Consider the following 16,364-nt stretch of genomic DNA (forward strand, 5'->3'; position numbering starts at 1 on the left):
GCCGGATTTCGTGCGCGGACAGATGGGATTTTCGGCGTGATCAAGGACGCGGAAGCCGCGCGCGAGCAGGAAGTGGCCGCCTGGTTCGAGGGCCGGGCCGAGAGCACGATCGAGACCTCGTGCGCCCGGGTGTTCCTGATCGGCGGCTCGGCCTTCAAGGTGAAGCGCCCGGTCGACTTCGGCTTCCTGGACTATTCGACGCTGGAGCTGCGCCGCTGGGCGCTGGAGCGCGAACTCACCTTCAACCGCGCCGCCGCGCCGGACATCTATCGCGAGGTGCGTCGCCTGACGCGGACCGCCGATGGCGGACTCGAGTTGGAAGGCCAGGGCGAGATCGTCGAGTACCTGCTGGAGATGCGCCGCTTCGACCAGTCGGGGGTGCTGGCTACCCAGCCCTGGGCGATCGACGACGCGCTGGAGGATTCGCTGGGCCGCACGGTGGCCCGCTTCCACGCCGGGGCCAGCTTGCGTCCGCAGGGCGGCGGGGTGTCGGCCCTGGGCTACACCATCGCCTCGAACGCCAACCTGCTGCGGGGCCTGGCCCCGCGCCTGGGCAAGCAGGCGGTCGAGCGTCTGGTGCAGGAGACCGACATCGCCCTGGAGCGCCTGGGTCCGCTGCTGGATGGCCGCGCCAAGGAGGGCTTCGCCCGCCACTGCCATGGCGACCTGCACCTGGGGAATATCCTGATCGAGGACGGGCAGCCTATCCTGTTCGACTGCATCGAGTTCAACGACACCCTGTCGGACATCGACATCCAGTACGACCTGGCCTTCCTGCTGATGGACCTGGATTTCCGCCGTCGCCGCGACGCCGCCGGCCGGGTGCTGAACGCCTATCTGGACGAGGCCGCCCGCACGTTCGGCGAGGGGCTGTGGACGGGTCTGGCGGCCCTGCCGCTGATGCTCTCGGTCCGCGCCGCCGTGCGCACCCACGTCTGGGCCTATACCGGCGACGACGAGGCCGCGCGCGCCTATCTCCAGACCGCGCTCGAGCACCTGGCGCCCAAGCCGGTCAGCCTGGTGGCGGCCGGCGGCCTGTCGGGCTCGGGCAAGTCGACCTTCTCGCGCGTCTGCGCTCCGGGCCTGGGCTCGGCGCCAGGCGCGGTGGTCCTGCGCACCGACGAGATCCGCAAGCGCCTGTGGGGCGTGCCCTCGCTGCAGCGCCTGCCGCGCGAGGCCTATACGCCGGAGATGAGCGCGAGGGTCTACGATCAGCTGTTCCACGACGCCGAGCTGTGCCTGAAGGCCCGGCGCTCGGTGGTGCTGGACGCGGTGTTCCTGAAGCCCGAGGAGCGCGCCCGCGCCGAGGCGCTGGCCAAGAGCTGCGACGTCGCCTTCCTCGGCGTCTGGCTGGAGGCCCCGCCCGAGGTGCTGCGCGAGCGCGTGGCCGCCCGCGTCAACGACGCCTCGGACGCCGACGTGGCGGTGCTGGAAAGCCAGCTGTCGCGGGATACGGGTGAGATCACCTGGCGCAAGGTCGACACGGTCAGCGCCTTCGAGGACGAGGCGCGGGCGTTGGCCGAGGCGATGGGCTAGGCCGCCTGCCGGCCCTCGTCGGGCGGATCGGGGTTCACCGCGCGGAGGATGGCGGTGATCAGGTCCGCGGGCCGGACCGGCTTGCCCAGATAGTCGTCGAAGCCCATCCCCAGGAACCGCTCGCGGTCGCCGGCCATGGCCGAGGCGGTCAGAGCGATGACGGGCAGGGCGGGATCGCCGGCGCGGCCGGCGCGGATGGCTTCCAGGGCGGTGATGCCGTCCATCACCGGCATGTTGATGTCCATCAGCACGCAGTCGTAGCGCCGCCGGGACATCGCCTCGAGCGCTTCCTGGCCGTTCTCGACCACGGTCAGGGCCACGCCCGCCGGCTCCAGCATGGTGCGCACGACCAGCTGGTTGATGGCGTTGTCCTCGGCCATCAGCACGTGGATCTGGTCCAGGGCCTCGTCCTCGACCTCGGGTTCGGGCTGGAGCGCGACCGGCGGCTGGACCGTCGCCGCGCGGATGCTGAGCACGAAGCAGGCCCCGCCGCCGCTTCCCGGCCGAAGCACCAGGTCGCCGCCCAGCTGGCGGGCCAGGGACCGCGAGATGGCCAGGCCCAGACCCGCGCCGCCATAGCCGCGCGAGATCGTCTCGTCGGCCTGGGTGAAGCTGTCGAAAACGCGATCGGCGGCCTCGGGCGGCACGCCGGGCCCGGTGTCGCAGACCATGAAGCGGATCAGATGCTCGTCGTCCCTGGGGTCGCCCACCGGCTCGGCGCTGACCGAGACCCGGACGTGGCCCTGGGCGGTGAACTTGACGGCGTTGGAAACAAGGTTGGTCAGCACCTGGCGGATGCGCAGGGGATCGGCGCGGACCCACGCGGGGACCTCGATATCGAAGCGGGCGAACAGCGACAGGCCCTTGGCCTCGGCGGCGTCGCGCCAGGCGTCGACCACGTCGCCGACGATGGCGCGCGGGTCGATCGCCTCGGGGACCAGCTCGACCTTGCCGGCCTCGACGCGCGACAGGTCAAGTACGTCGTTCAGCAGCTGCATCAGGCTGTCGCCGGACTTGATCATCAGCTCGACTTGCTGGCGCTGGGTCGGGTCGAGGTTCGAGCGTTCCAGGGCGTGGGCCATGCCCAGCAGGCCGTTCATCGGCGTGCGCAGCTCGTGGCTGGTGACGGCGATGAAGGTCGACTTGGCGCGGGCGGCCTCCAGGGCCCGCTCGCGCTCGTCGCGCAGGCCGCGCGTCAGCTCGTCCATGCGCCGGGCGGCGGCGCGGTTGCGCAGGGCGACGTTCAGGGTGACGCCGATCAGCAGCACCAGCGACCAGCGCGTGGCCTGGGTCAGCGGGTCCGAGCCGGCCAGAAAGAAGAAGGGAAACACGATCAGGCAGACCACCGGCGCCAGGGCGCTGATGATCAGCAGCGCCAGCGGCTGGTGGCGATATTGCTGGGTGAAGACCAGTTGGCCGCACCAGATGGCTACGGCCGCGATCTTCAGCCGATCCGAACCGTGCATCCACAGCAGCGTCGCCAGCGCCGCCCAACTGCCGTTGACCGGGATGGCCGCGAGCACGAAGGCGGCGCGTTCGCGGCGCGTGCCGGGCCTGCCCTTGCCGAAATCGCGCGTCGCCAGCCAGGCCAGGCCCTCGGCGACCAGGAAGCTGGCCAGCCAGGCCAGGGCCATCCGATACCCCAGGCCCAGCGCGACGATCGTCGCGCCCAGGCAGCCCGATAACACGCGGGAGGGGCCCAGCCGCCGGATGTCGGCGGCGACCTCGTCCAGCCGCTCGTCCGCCAGTGTCTCGGCCACCCAACCCAAGGATCGTCTCCCAACGACGAACAGTGTTCGCCCACGTTGAGACTATCTCCTGGCGACAACCAAGAGTCTCTTTACGCCTCCTGCGACCGATCAGCGCGTGCGTCGGCTAGGCGACCGATATCGCCCGATGCTTTCCCGCCGCGAGCGCCGCGCGTCGCGCGGTCCTTTCCCTTGTGAAGCGCCGCGCGTTGCGCGGCGGGCCGCGCGCCGATAGCCTTGCCTGAACAACGATAAGCAATCCGGGAGAGCGCGTTCCGATGCAGGGACTGATGCAGCATGGGGCTCTGACCCTCGACAAGATCATCGACCACGCCGCGTCGTGGCACGGCGGCCGCGAGGTGGTCAGCCGGTCGGTCGAGGGGCCGATCGTGCGCACGACCTACACGCAGGTCCATGACCGGGCCAAGCGCGTCTCCAACGCCCTGCTGGCCCTGGGAATCAAGCCGGGCGACCGGGTTGGGACCCTGGCCTGGAACACCGCCCGCCACATGGAGGCCTGGTACGGCATCATGGGTCTCGGCGCGGTGTGCCACACCCTGAACCCGCGCCTGTTCCCCGAGCAGATCGCCTGGATCGCCGACCACGCCGGCGACCGGATCATCTTCTCGGACCTGACCTTCCTGCCGATCCTGGCGGCGATCCTGCCGCGCCTGCCGCGGGTCGAGCACGTGGTGGTCTTCACCGACCGCGGCCACATGCCCGCCGCGTTCCCCCTGTCCGGCGACGCGCCCCACTTCAAGGGCCTGCTGGCCTACGAGGATCTGGTCGAGCAGCATCACGCCGACTGCGCCTGGGGCGGATTCCACGAGGATACGGCCGCCGGCCTCTGCTACACCTCGGGCACGACGGGCGATCCCAAGGGGGTGCTGTACTCGCACCGCTCGAACTTCCTGCACACCCTGATCACCCTGCAGCCCGACGTGATGGGCCTGTCGCAGAAGGACGTGATCCTGCCGGTCGTGCCGATGTTCCACGCCAACGCCTGGGGCGTGGCGTTCTCGGCCCCGGGCACGGGCGCCAAGATGGTGATGCCGGGCGCCAAGATGGACGGGGCCTCGATCTTCGAACTGCTGGACACGGAGGGCGTGACGTTCTCGGCCGCCGTGCCCACCGTCTGGCAGATGCTGCTGCAGCACCTGGAGGCCACCGGCGCCAAGCTGCCCTTGCTGAAGAAGGTGGTGATCGGCGGGGCGGCCTGTCCCGAGAGCATCATCCGCGCCTTCCACGACAAGTACGACGTCGAGGTGGTCCATGCCTGGGGCATGACCGAGACCTCGCCGGTCGGAACCCTGTCGGTGATGACCGACGCGCTGGAGCAACTGCCCTATGACGAGCAGATGCCCTATCGCCTGAAGCAGGGGCGGCCGCCGCTGGGTGTCGAGATCTGCCTGCGCGACGACGAGGGCCGGCCGCTGCCGCATGACGGCAAGGCTTTCGGACATCTGAAGATCCGAGGGCCCATCATCGCCGCCGAGTACTTCCGGGGCGCGGGCGGCAAGATCCTGGACGACGAGGGCTTCTTCGACACCGGCGACGTCGCCACGATCGACGACCACGGCTTCATGCAGATCACCGACCGGGCCAAGGACGTGATCAAGTCCGGCGGCGAGTGGATCAGCACGATCGAGATCGAGAACATCGCCGTCGGCCATCCCTCGGCGGCCCTGGCGGCGGTGGTCGGCGCGGCCCATCCCAAGTGGGACGAGCGGCCGGTGCTGCTGGTCAAGCTGAAGCCCGGCGAGACCGCGACCCGGCAGACCTTCATCGACTTCCTGCACGGCAAGATCGCCAAGTGGTGGATGCCCGACGATGTGCTGCTGGTCGACGACATCCCGCTGGGCGCGACCGGCAAGATCGACAAGAAGCTGATCCGCAAGCGCCTGGCCGACGAGGGCTACCAGCTGCCGGCGACGCCGCTGCAGCCGTCGTCATCGGCCGCCGTGAGCGCCGGCTGAGGCGCGGGGCGCCCTAGGCCAGCCGGTATTCCGTCTCCAGGCCCGGCGCGCCGTCGGCCGTGACCCGGCCTTCGCGCGCCAGCTGGATCATGTGGGCCAGCACCGAGTGGGCGGCGGCCGGATGCAGCCGGGGATCCACCGCGGCGTAGAGGCTGGGCACCATGGCCTTGATGGTCGTGAGGCCCGCGCCCAGGGCGTCCAGGATCTGGGCCTCGCGCGCCCGCCGGTGGGCGACATAGGCGTCGATGAACGGGCCGACCTCGCGGACCGGCGCGCCGTGGGTGGGCCACAGCGTGTCGAAGCCGCGCGCCTTCACCTTCTCCAGGCTGGCGAAATAGTCGCCCATGTCGCCATCGGGCGGGGTGATCACCGTCGTCGACCAGCCCATGATGTGGTCGCCGCAGAACAGGGCGTTCTCCTCGCGCAGGGCGAAGCAGACGTGGTTGGAGGTATGGCCGGGCGTGGTGATCGCCTCCAGCGTCCAGCCAGGACCGCTCAGCACGTCGCCGTCGGCCAGAACCACGTCGGGCCGGAAGCGATCGTCCGCGCCTTCTTCCAGCGCCGGGGCGTCGTTGGCGTAGGGCGCCGGGGCGGGCAGGCCGAAGACCTTGGCCCCGAACGCGCGGGCCAGCGGATGGGCGAGGGGAGAGTGGTCCAGGTGATGGTGGGTGACCAGGACATGGGTCACCCGCTCACCCGCCAGGGCGTTCTTCAGCGCTTCGAAGTGTTCGGGCAGGTCAGGGCCGGGATCGATCACCGCCACCTCGCCCTCGCCGACGATGTAGACGCCGGTGCCGGTGTAGGTGAACGGGCCCGGATTGCGGGCGATGACGCGCCGGATCAGCGGCGAGACCTGGTCGCAGCGGCCATACTCGAACGCCAGCTCGCGGACGAAGGGAATCATCGAGGTGCTCCGTGGCCGAGCGCGGCGCCGGTCTTGCGCCTCGTCCCGCCAGTAACCCCCTGGAAGGACGGTCATGGCGACGGACGCGGCGATTTTTGTGTCAAAACGGCTCCAACGCGCGGTCTTCGCCGTCCTGTGTATCATCCTGGCCCAGTTCGTCCTGGCCAGCTGCCAGGCCGAACCGACGCCGATGGCGGCCCGCGAGTCGGCCGCCCACCAAGGCGTCTTCTAGCGCGGCAGCACGCCGGAAAGATCGTAACCCGCCTGAAGGCCCTGGTTGACCAGGGTTTCACGGTCCTCGCCCGCCAGCGCCTGGCCGATCGACCAGGTGACGATCGAACGCGTGCCCGATCGGCAGAAGGCCAGGACCGGGCCGTCGGCCGCCTCGACCGCCGCCCGCACCGCCTCGATCTGGTCCGGCGTCGGGCCGCCGCGCACGGGCGCATACAGATAGTCCAGGCCCGCGGCGCGCGCCGCCGCCTCCATCGTTGCGCTGGACGGTTGGTCGGGATCCTCGCCGTCCGGGCGATTGTTGATCACCAGCACGAATCCCTCGGCCGCGGCCCGGGCCATGTCGGCCTCGGCGACCTGCGGACTGACGGAAAAGGATTCTGTGACGCGCCGGAAGTCGCTCATGGGTTCGCCGAAAACTGCACGCGGCGCAGTCCGCCGCCCGGCCGCATCTTCGCGACCCGGGGGCGCCTAGGCAATGGTCAGCGGCGCCCCGACGGGTGCACGCTACACGATCAATCGCGGGGATAATGTGCTGTCAGCATGGTGAATCCTAACGGATATTTACCCGCAAATCGCGCCCAGCGGGGGATGGTTTCCCTGTTGTCAATTACCGTGAGTGAAAAACACCGTCGGAAATACTTCGAAATGCGCGCGCTCGCGGCGCCCTTTCGGGTGGGCGAAATAACCTACGAAAATCAAGGGCGTGGCCAAGTTTTGTTCTGATTTTCAGACACTTGGACAGCGCCGTGGACCGCCGATCTTTCGAAAAGGGGCGGTGCTGTGGCGATTTTGCGACAGCGGTTGGCGATGTGGGTTACATTTTTGCAATGACAATTGACCCTTGGCGGTGACGGCCCCTAACGTCGTCGCAACCGGGGAAATGTTTCCGGGACACTAGTGATCTCGTGGCGCGAATAGGCGGTTTTCCGCTCCAGGTCGGACAAAGTTTCTAGAGGGGGACTCGTCCGATTTGCCGCTCGCGCCATGCTCAGAGGGGATTTGAACAAGATGAATTCCACCAAAGGTAGCGCCCGCGCGCGTCTACTGACGACGACCCTGCTCGCCGGTCTGGCGGCGGTCGTCACGCCCGTCGCGATCGCGACGATGGCGGTCGTGGCGCCGACCGTGGCCAGCGCCCAGGACTATTCGAGCGGCACGCTCGTCGGCACCGTCACGAACGCCGACGGCGCCCCGGTCGCCGGCGCTTCGGTCAAGGTGAAGTCGCTGAGCCAAGGCTTCGAGCGTAACCTGACCACCGACAGCGACGGTAAGTTCCGCGCCGCCCTGATCCCGCTTGGCGGCTATTCGGTGGCCATCACCGCCGCTGGCTACCTGCCGACCTCGGACGGCAACGTCCGCGTCAGCCTGGGTAACTCGAACTACGGCTTCACCCTGCCGAAGGAAGGCGAAGTCGACGCCGTCGTCGTGACCGCCACCGCCAACCCGAAGCTGGACTTCGAAGGCACCACCACCGGCGCCGTGCTGGACGTCGAAACCCTGGTCAAGCAGGTTCCGATCGCCCGCAACGTGACCGCCCTGACCCTGCTGGCCCCGTCGGCCGTGGCCGGCGACTCGGCCTTCTCGGCCCAAGGTCTGGCCCAAGCCTCGATCTCGGGTACGTCGGTCGGTGAAAACGTCTTCTACATCAACGGCCTGAACATCACGAACTTCGTGAACGGCATCGGCGCGGCCCTGGTGCCGTTCGATTTCTACAAGACCGTGGAAGTGAAGACCGGCGGCTACTCGGCCGAATTCGGTCGCGGCACCGGCGGCGTCGTCAACGCCGTGACGAAGTCGGGCACGAACACCTTCACCTTCGCCGTGCACGGCAACTGGGAGCCCAGCAGCCTGCGCGAGCACTCGCCGAACACCTTCCAGACCGCCAACAACCTGCGTACGTCGTCGTACAAGGATGTCGTGCTGGAAGCCGGCGGCCCGATCATCACCGATCACCTGTTCTTCTACGCCCTGTACCAAGCCCCGAAGTCGGTCTCCAAGACCGGCGCCATCACGGGCAACTACTACGGCGTGACCAAGTACAATGACCCGGTGTGGGCGGCGAAGCTGGACGGTTACATCACCGACCGTCAGCACCTCGAATTCACCTATATGAACACCCGCCAGCAGCAGGCGCAGCAACGCTACGCCTATACGCCGGCCACCGGCGTCATCGGCGGCAAGACCATCGAGCAGATCTGGGACTACGGTGGTCCGAGCTGGGTCGGTCGCTACACCGGCAACTTCACCGACTGGCTGACCGTCTCGGCCGCCTACGGCGACACCAAGTTCCTGACCGCGACGTACAACAGCCTCGTGAACGAGCCGGTCGTCGTCGACAGCCGCTCGGGCACCGCGCGCACCATCAGCCGCCAGACCGTTGCGGCCGGCACCCGTCCGTCGGAAGCCGAACGCAAGTTCTACCGCGGCGACGTGGACGTCTATGTCAGCCTGTTCGGCGACCACCACATCCGCGGTGGCTACGACCACGAAAAGCAGATCTACACGAACTTCAGCACGCGTAACGGCGGTCAGAACTGGAACTACTTCACGGCCGCCGCCGGCAACACCCTGGGCCTGGCCGCCGGCCAGCAGTACGTCTCGCTGCGGACGTTCACCGGTGGTGGTATGTTCGAAGGCAAGAACCAAGCCTACTACATCCAGGACAACTGGGACCTGAACGACCGTCTGAGCCTGAACATCGGCTACCGCGTCGACAAGTTCCAGGTGCAGGACGCCGCCGGTCAGGTCTTCTCGAAGGCCGACAACAACAAGGCCTGGCGCCTGGGCTTCTCCTACGACCCGTCGGGTGACAAGACCAACAAGATCTTCGGCTACTACGGCCGTTACTATCTGCCGGTCGCGGCCAACACCGCCTTCCGCGCGGCCTCGAACAACCTGGACGTCACGCAGTACTTCCTGCCGGCCGGTAACGCGACGGCCTTCGGCACTCTGGACGCCGCCACGGGCCTCCCGGCCGGTGGTGTCTCGGGCCTCGGTTCGCTGATCACCGGTCAGGGCGGCATGTCGGCCTGTAGCCCGTTCTACATCTCGCGCGGCATCGTTCCGGTGACGCCGAACGTGGTGGGCTGCACCGTCGGTTCGCGCGGCGTCCCGCCGCCCCCGGAAGCCGTCTCGGCTCTGAACGTCAAGTCGACGACCGAAGACGAGTACATCCTGGGCTTCGAACACCGCTTCGACAGCCTGTGGAAGGCCGGCGTCACGCTGACCTACCGCAAGCTGCTGCGGGCCGCCGACGACGCCGCCATCGACGCGGCCGTGGTCGCCTACTGCAAGGCCAACGGCTACGCTCTGCACACCGCTTCGAACTCGGGCTGCCAAGACCTGTGGCCGGGCCTGAACCAGTACCTGATCATCAACCCGGGTGAAGACGTCCAAGCGGTGCTCTACGAGCCGCTGCCGGGCGAAACCACCCTGCGCACCCTGACGCTGAAGGCCTCGGACCTGGGCTACGCCAAGCCGAAGCGTGAATACGTCTCGCTGCAGTTCAAGGTTGATCGCGCCTGGGACGGCAAGTGGAGCCTGCAAGGTTCGTACGTGCTGTCGGAATCGAAGGGTAACTTCGAAGGCGCCGTGAAGTCCGACACCGGCCAAGCCGACGCCGGCATCACGTCCGACTTCGACACCCTGGCCTTCATGCCGGGCGCCTACGGCCTGCTGCCGAACCACCACGGTCACCAGTTCAAGGTCTTCGGCGCCTACGCCCTGACCGACAACATCACGATCGGTGGTAACGCCTCGGTGATCTCGCCGCGTCACTACGGCTGCCAAGGCCTGGTGCCGGCCGGCGTCGGCTTCGACGCCGACACCGTCGGTGCGTCGAACTCGTACACCATCCTCCCGGCCCACTACTGCCAAGGCAAGCTGGTGAACCGCGGTTCGGTGGCTAAGGGCGACTGGATCAAGCGCTTCGACCTGTCGCTGCGCTACCAAGTGCCGGAAACCATCCTGCCGGCCGGCAACCTGGTTCTGCGCGCCGACGTGTTCAACCTGTTCAACTTCAAGGGCGCTCAAGAGCTCTACGAACAGGGCGACCTGAAGTCGGGCGGCGTGGACCCGAACTACCTGAAGCCGGGTTCGTCCTCGGGCACGATCGGCTCGGGCTATCAGACCCCGCGCTACGTCCGCCTGGGCTTCGACCTGAACTTCTAAGGTCGACGTCCTTCCAGGACAGAGATGGCGGCGGGCTCCGAAAGGAGCCCGCCGTTTTCTTTTGGGCTGAGGGGGGGGGTGGGGCGGAGGGGTAGGCCGGGCTGCCTGCTGGCCTTCCGCCTGGAGAACGCCTTCGACGTCCGCGCCAGGCGATCGCCGCGGGAATGATGGACAAGCCCGATCTCGACGCCCGCGCAGGGACGGGCCGCCTTCGACGACGGGCGGCCGTACGTGGCCGGTCGGGACTTGCGGCCAGGATGGGCGGTCGAGCTCGGTGCGCCCAAAGCCCTTTCTCATGGGAAAGGGGGCTTACCGCTCAAGGCCTAGCAAAAAGGCCGTCCTGGCGCTCCAGGACGGCCTTCTCGTCGTTTCTTCTTATAAGAGCGGCCTTACCGGACCGGCGTGTCCGCCAGCACCGACGCCCCGCCCGGCGCGGCGCGAAGGCGGGCGTGGGCCATCTCGTCCAGGATCGCCTGCGAGCGCGGGTCGCCCAGGACCCAGGCGGCGGCCGCCAGGGTCTTGGCGGAGGTCTCGCTGACGCCCAGCAGGCGCTCGAAGGCCTCGAACGGCGACTGGCCGCCATCCACCCGCTTGAGGCGCACGTCGTCCTTCAGCTTGGCCAGGGCCTTGGCCTTGTCGACCGCGTCGTAGAAACCGCCCAGTTCGTCGACCAGGCCCAGCTGCTTGGCCTGCTCGCCGGTCCAGACGCGGCCCTTGGCGATCTCGCGCACGCGCTCGGGCGGCAGCTTGCGGCCCTCGGCCACGCGGCTGATGAAGCCCGCGTAGATCCGGTCCATCCAGCCGGCGAACTTGGCGCGCTGGTCGGGGGTGAAGCCCTCGGCCGAACCGAACGCCTGGGAATAGTCCCCGCCGACGTGCAGGTCCTTGGTGTCGACGCCGAAGCGCGACAGGGCGTCGCCCAAGGCGAACTTGCCGCCATAGACGCCGATCGAGCCGGTCAGGGTCGAGGGCTCGGCGATGATCGAATTGGCCTGGCTGGAGATCCAGTAGCCGCCCGAGGCCGCGTAGGTTCCCATGCTGACGACGACGGGCTTGCCGGCCGCCTTGGCGCTCTTCATGGCCGCCAGGATCTGTTCTGACGCCGTGTCCGAGCCGCCGGGCGAGGAGACGCGGAAGACGATGGCCTTGACGTCCTTGTCCTCGGCCGCGTTGCGGAAGGCCTGGGCCACGTCGTCGGAATAGACGTTGCTGTCGCCGCCGAACGGCGAGCCGCCGCCGCTCGCGCCGGTGACGATCGCGCCCTCGGCCCCGATCACGGCGATGGCCGGGCCGGTCTTGACCGACGGCGGCTTGGAGCGGCTGGCGTAGTCGTCGAAGTCGAGCAGCTTGGCGCCCTTGCCGGCCTTTTCCAGGGCGAACGCCTGGATGTCGCTGACCTGGCCGACCTTGTCGATCAGGCCCTTGGCCTGGGCTTCCTGGGCGCTGTACGGGCCATCCTCGAGGGTCTTGGTCAGCAGGGCCGGGTCGCGCTTGCGATCGACGGCGGCGCTGACCAGGGCGGTGCGGTAGACCGAGCCCATCCACGACAGCGTCGATTCCCGGTGGGCCGGGGTGTAGTCGCTATAGAGATAGGGGTTCACGGCGTTCTTGTACTCGTAGCGCTGCTCGTACTCGGCCTTGACCCCGTACTTGTCGAAGAAGCGCTTGAAGAACATCGACTCGGTCGAGACGCCGACCGCCTGGAAGCTCGAGTCGGGCTGCATCCAGAACTCGCTGGTCGCCGCGCCCAGCATGTAGGTCGAGGTGATCATGCCCGAGGGATAGAGCCCCTGGCTGTGGGCGTAGATCGGCTTCTTGCCGACCTCGCGGAAGTGCTTGAAGGCCAGGCGCAGCTCGTCGGCCGCGGCCGGGGCGACGCCGCCCTCGGGCAGGCGCACCAGGACGCCCTGGACCTTGTCGTCCTTCTCGGCGCGACGCAGCGTCTCGATGATCGACATCACCGAATCGCCGCCGCCGCCGCCGAGGGCCGCGAAGGGGCTCTTGGGCTCCTGGTCGGTGAGGCCGTCGCGAAGGTCCAGCTGCAGGACGGTGTGGGCGGGAACGGGCGCCGGGCGCGCGGCGCCGGCGGCCATCACGATCAGCAGGAAGGGCACTCCGACCACGAACAACAGAAGGCCGACGAAGACGCCGGCGACGGTCAGGAAGAACTGCTTCATCGGAGGTCCTGCTTGCGAAACCGGCGACAGGCTAACCGCTGTTCGGGTTGCGACCAAATGAAGAGCGCGCAACGAATCGCGACGTGGTCGCCACATAGGCGAAGCGCCGCTTTCGCGGCGCCTAAGCTTCTGTATTTTTGGCAGGTTTCCCGCTTCTGGCTAGCGGGGGAGGAATGGTCGGAGTGGCAGGATTTGAACCTGCGACCCCTGCGTCCCGAACGCAGTGCTCTACCAGACTGAGCCACACTCCGACTTGGAGGCCGGCCTTATAGGTGGCCGTTTCGGGGGGCGCAAGCGCCTTTTTCGAGGTTCGCGCGGGAGCCCGAAAAAACTTCTGAAATGGCCTGTTGCATCCATCCGAGTCGTGAGCTATCTCCACCGCCTCGCCGGGCCCAACAGGGTCTCGCCGTTCCTGCTGGGGAATGGTGTAATGGTAACACTGCGGTTTTTGGTACCGTCATTCTAGGTTCGAGTCCTAGTTCCCCAGCCACTTCCCCCTTCGAAGACTTAGCGTTGCTGGAAGCGCCGCCCCGCGCGGCGGCCGCCGACTTGCGGGGGGGGCTGGGTCAGACGCCCCGCGCCAGCACCGCCGTGGTCCTGGCCCCCGCGTCGCGGTCGATCGAGATCTCGCGATAGAGCGGACTGTCCAGGAAACCGCGCGCCGCCGCCTCGTCATCGAACGCCAGCATGACCAGCTTCGAATAGGGCCAGTCGCCCTCCAGCACCTGGGGCGCCTCGTCGGCGGCCAGGACGCGGCCGCCGTGACCGGCGAAGGCCTCGGGAAAGCGGGCCTGGTAGCGGCGATAGCGCGCTTCGTCGGTAAAGCTTAGCTGTGCGACGACGTAGACGGTCATAAACGCCTCGAAAATCCGGATGTCGGCGTGCGAACGTTCCGCCGTCAGGTGCAGATGCGCAATGGTCGAGTCGACGAGGTCGCACCGGAAAGCGACAAAGCGTGGGGTCCGGGTGCGGCCGTGACGTCGAGGTGTCGGGATGCGGTATTTGTCCACGCGCCTGTTGATAGACCTCAAGTCCAGTTCGCAGTTGCGAGATAGATCGGCGCTCGTAAGGGTTGAGCGCCTGATTCAAGTGTCTGATAACAACGTTTGCATGCGTATAGTTGACGAAAATTCAGATCGTCGAACGTGCGCATCCGTAGTCGATTGCTACCGTACTTCACGAATTGAAACAGAAATTCTGCTCGAACTACTTGTATTTTCGAGGTGAGGGTGTATTTGCGGACACACTAGGGGAATGGAGTTATGATCGTGGAAGACAAAGCGACCCTGATCGAGCTTACCGCTGAAATCGTGGCCAACTATGTGGCCAATAATTCGACGCCGGTTTCGGATCTTCCGGCGCTCATCCGGGCCACGCATGACGCCTTGGCTGGTATTGGCGCGCCGCCCGCGCCGACCGTGGAAGCGGTGAGCAAAGCCACGCCGGCTCAAATCCGCAAGAGCATCACGCCCGAAGCGCTGATCAGCTTCGAGGATGGCAAGCCTTACAAGACGCTGAAGCGCCACCTGACGACCCACGGCATGACCGTGGCGGAGTACAAGGCCAAGTGGGGGCTGCCGAACGACTATCCGACGACCGCGCCCGCCTACAGCGAGGCTCGTTCGAAAATGGCCAAGGCCCTGGGCCTGGGCCAAGGCGGCCGCAAGGGCAAGGCGCCGTCGCGCGGCCGCAAGGGCTGATCGACTCTCAAGCCTTTCGAGAAACGAAGAGGGGACGCGGCGGGCGTCCCCTTTTTTGTGTCTCCAGGGACCTCTCCCCTCGCGGGAGAAGAGAAACTAAGCCACGCCGCGCGTGTCGGCTTGGCCCTCGACGTCCAGAGACAGCACCTTGGCCAGGGCCTCGACCAGGCGCGGGATCTCGACCGGCTTGGGCACCAGGGCGTCCATGCCCGCCTCGGCGTACAGCGTGCGTTCGTGGGTCAGGACGCTGGCGGTGACGGCGATGATCGGGGTGCGGGGACGACCTGAACTGCGCTCGCCGGCGCGGATCGTCTGGCTGGCCTCCACGCCGTCCATCACCGGCATGTGGATATCCATCAGGATCGCGTCCCAGTGGTCCTTTTCCCACATGGCCACGGCCTCGCGGCCGTCGACCGCGAAATAGCCGTCCACGCCCAGGTGGCCCAGCAGGGTCAGCAGCACGGCGCGATTGGTCTGGTTGTCGTCGACCACCAGGATCTTGGGCGCGCCAGCCTCGACCTCGGGCGGGGCGATGTCCAGGGCCGGGGCGGGCGAGGCGGCGGGCGCGACCGCGGGCATCGGCAGGGTCACCGAGAAGCAGGCGCCGCCCTCGGGCGAGGGCGAGAACGCGATCGTCCCGCCCATCAGCTCGGCCAGGGTCTTGCAGATGGCCAGGCCCAGGCCCGAGCCGCCGGCCCGGCGAGTGCTGGAGCTGTCCAACTGGGCGAACTTGGTGAAGAGGCGGTCGCGCTGGTCCTCGGGGATGCCGACACCGGTGTCGACGACGCGCACGGTCAGGTCCTGGTCATCGCCCTCGACGATCACCCGCACGCTGCCGTCTTCGGTGAACTTGATGGCGTTGGAGATCAGGTTCGACATCACCTGGCGCAGGCGCTCGGCGTCACCCAGGCGCCAGCCGGCGGCCGACGGCGCGATCTCGAGGCTGAAGTCCAGGTCCTTGTCGCGAGCCAGGCCTCCGTAGAGCTGCCGCAGCGCGTCCAGGTGGGCCGAGAGGTCGAACGGGGCGGGGACGATGTCCATCTTGCCGGCCTCGACCTTGGAGATGTCGAGGACGGCGTTGATCACGCTGAGCAGCGAATGGCCCGAGGCGGTGATGGTGTCGAGGCGGCGGCGCTGATCGGGCGCCAGCTCGCCGGAGGCCATGATCTGGGCCATGCCCAGCACGCCGTTCAGCGGGGTGCGGATCTCGTGGCTCATGGTCGCCAGGAACTCGGTCTTGGCGCGGTTGGCGGTTTCGGCGCTGAGGGCCAGGCCCTGCGCCTCGATCTTCAGGCGGCGGTTCTCGGCCAGCTCACGCTCGAGCTCGGCGTTCAGGGCCTCGCTGGCCAGGCGCGCGCGCACCTCGCGGCCGACGACGCCGCGCATCAGGGCGGAGATCCCCAGCGACGCGAAAGCGCCGGCCAGGCCCAGGAACAGGAACTGGGTGATGAGGGCCTCGGACGTGTGCCGCATCATCCAGACCAGGCCGCCGATCGCGCCGGCCACGCTGATCAGAGCGACGCGTCGGCTGGGGGCGGACGTCGCGAAGGCCAGGGCCATCAGGACGAAGTAGAACAGCTTCTGCGCTTCGAAATGCAGGACCTGGTAGGCCATGGTGTTCGTCAGGAAGAGCGCATTCATCCCAAGGATGACCGCCTCCAGCGCGTGTCCCATGATCTGGCCGCGGCGAAGAACGACCCAGGCGCAGAAGGCGTACAGCGCCGAACCGACCGCCAGGCCTTCCAGCACCAGCAGGGCGATGCCCTTCTCGTAGAAAGGATGGGATAGGCTGATCAGGGCGTAGTAGAACGCGGACGCGATCAGGTAGCCGCGCGCGATGGGCACGTAGGCCTGCATCAGCGCGATCTTGGCTGGCCGCCCCTCGTCAGTCTTCGAAGCCGTCAAGACCTGCTCCCGAC

10 protein-coding genes, 2 tRNA genes and 1 pseudogene are annotated in these 16,364 nt (G+C 67.7%); 6 read left to right on the forward strand and 7 right to left on the reverse strand.

The annotated features are described in order from the left end of the window. Nucleotides 1-36: 36 nt before the first annotated feature. Nucleotides 37-1,536, forward strand: a complete 1,500-nt coding sequence (locus tag K8940_RS04735; RefSeq protein ID WP_223393372.1) for an AAA family ATPase — start codon at nucleotides 37-39, stop codon at nucleotides 1,534-1,536. Here the strand turns inward: K8940_RS04735 and K8940_RS04740 are convergent. Next, the gene (locus tag K8940_RS04740) at nucleotides 1,533-3,296 is read right to left on the reverse strand and encodes an ATP-binding protein (RefSeq protein ID WP_317847035.1); all 1,764 of its coding nucleotides are present in this window, start codon (nucleotides 3,294-3,296) and stop codon (nucleotides 1,533-1,535) included. The genes K8940_RS04735 and K8940_RS04740 overlap by 4 nt on opposite strands. A gap of 266 nt (nucleotides 3,297-3,562) precedes the next feature. Between K8940_RS04740 and K8940_RS04745 the strand changes: the two are divergent. Beyond that, nucleotides 3,563-5,242: pseudogene (locus K8940_RS04745) on the forward strand (long-chain-fatty-acid--CoA ligase); the annotation flags it as partial. A 31-nt stretch (nucleotides 5,243-5,273) separates the two neighbouring features. Here the strand turns inward: K8940_RS04745 and K8940_RS04750 are convergent. Continuing rightward, nucleotides 5,274-6,164, reverse strand: coding sequence for an MBL fold metallo-hydrolase (locus K8940_RS04750; protein WP_223393375.1), 891 nt, complete (start codon nucleotides 6,162-6,164; stop codon nucleotides 5,274-5,276). A 73-nt stretch (nucleotides 6,165-6,237) separates the two neighbouring features. Between K8940_RS04750 and K8940_RS04755 the strand changes: the two genes are divergently transcribed. Beyond that, the gene (locus tag K8940_RS04755) at nucleotides 6,238-6,396 is read left to right on the forward strand and encodes a hypothetical protein (RefSeq protein WP_223393376.1); all 159 of its coding nucleotides are present in this window, start codon (nucleotides 6,238-6,240) and stop codon (nucleotides 6,394-6,396) included. Here K8940_RS04755 and K8940_RS04760 read toward each other — a convergent pair. Continuing rightward, nucleotides 6,393-6,800, reverse strand: a complete 408-nt coding sequence (locus tag K8940_RS04760; RefSeq protein ID WP_223393377.1) for a TIGR01244 family sulfur transferase — start codon at nucleotides 6,798-6,800, stop codon at nucleotides 6,393-6,395. The genes K8940_RS04755 and K8940_RS04760 overlap by 4 nt on opposite strands. A 606-nt stretch (nucleotides 6,801-7,406) precedes the next feature. Between K8940_RS04760 and K8940_RS04765 the strand changes: the two genes are divergently transcribed. After that, nucleotides 7,407-10,568, forward strand: coding sequence for a carboxypeptidase regulatory-like domain-containing protein (locus K8940_RS04765; protein WP_223393378.1), 3,162 nt, complete (start codon nucleotides 7,407-7,409; stop codon nucleotides 10,566-10,568). A 389-nt stretch (nucleotides 10,569-10,957) separates the two neighbouring features. On the opposite strand, the gene sppA is transcribed toward K8940_RS04765, so the two are convergent. Together sppA and K8940_RS04775 are read right to left on the reverse strand one after the other, a co-directional pair. Further along, complete coding sequence (gene sppA, locus K8940_RS04770) at nucleotides 10,958-12,745, reverse strand: signal peptide peptidase SppA (protein WP_223393379.1); 1,788 nt, start codon at nucleotides 12,743-12,745, stop codon at nucleotides 10,958-10,960. A 174-nt stretch (nucleotides 12,746-12,919) separates the two neighbouring features. Then, nucleotides 12,920-12,996, reverse strand: a tRNA-Pro gene (locus K8940_RS04775). 165 nt (nucleotides 12,997-13,161) lie between these two features. Between K8940_RS04775 and K8940_RS04780 the strand changes: the two genes are divergently transcribed. Then, a tRNA-Gln gene (locus K8940_RS04780) sits at nucleotides 13,162-13,235 on the forward strand. 76 nt (nucleotides 13,236-13,311) lie between these two features. Here K8940_RS04780 and K8940_RS04785 read toward each other — a convergent pair. Further along, entirely contained in the window at nucleotides 13,312-13,599 is a 288-nt protein-coding gene (locus tag K8940_RS04785; RefSeq protein ID WP_223393380.1) for a DUF1330 domain-containing protein, read from the reverse strand. Between the two features lie 414 nt (nucleotides 13,600-14,013). Here K8940_RS04785 and K8940_RS04790 point away from each other — a divergent pair, with 414 nt between their 5' ends. Further along, complete coding sequence (locus tag K8940_RS04790) at nucleotides 14,014-14,445, forward strand: MucR family transcriptional regulator (protein ID WP_223393381.1); 432 nt, start codon at nucleotides 14,014-14,016, stop codon at nucleotides 14,443-14,445. A gap of 96 nt (nucleotides 14,446-14,541) precedes the next feature. Here the strand turns inward: K8940_RS04790 and K8940_RS04795 are convergent, their stop codons facing one another. Continuing rightward, nucleotides 14,542-16,350, reverse strand: a complete 1,809-nt coding sequence (locus K8940_RS04795; protein WP_223393382.1) for an ATP-binding protein — start codon at nucleotides 16,348-16,350, stop codon at nucleotides 14,542-14,544. Nucleotides 16,351-16,364 lie beyond the last annotated feature (14 nt).

The organism is Caulobacter segnis, assembly GCF_019931575.1.
Lineage (GTDB): Bacteria > Pseudomonadota > Alphaproteobacteria > Caulobacterales > Caulobacteraceae > Caulobacter > Caulobacter segnis_C.

Bases quoted from the DNA above. Each gene is read 5' to 3' on its own strand.
- K8940_RS04750 (WP_223393375.1), bottom strand. From the start codon at position 6,164: ATGATTCCCTTCGTCCGCGAGCTGGCGTTCGAGTATGGCCGCTGCGAC.
- K8940_RS04755 (WP_223393376.1), top strand. From the start codon at position 6,238: ATGGCGACGGACGCGGCGATTTTTGTGTCAAAACGGCTCCAACGCGCG.
- K8940_RS04760 (WP_223393377.1), bottom strand. From the start codon at position 6,800: ATGAGCGACTTCCGGCGCGTCACAGAATCCTTTTCCGTCAGTCCGCAG.
- K8940_RS04765 (WP_223393378.1), top strand. From the start codon at position 7,407: ATGAATTCCACCAAAGGTAGCGCCCGCGCGCGTCTACTGACGACGACC.
- sppA (WP_223393379.1), bottom strand. From the start codon at position 12,745: ATGAAGCAGTTCTTCCTGACCGTCGCCGGCGTCTTCGTCGGCCTTCTG.
- K8940_RS04785 (WP_223393380.1), bottom strand. From the start codon at position 13,599: ATGACCGTCTACGTCGTCGCACAGCTAAGCTTTACCGACGAAGCGCGC.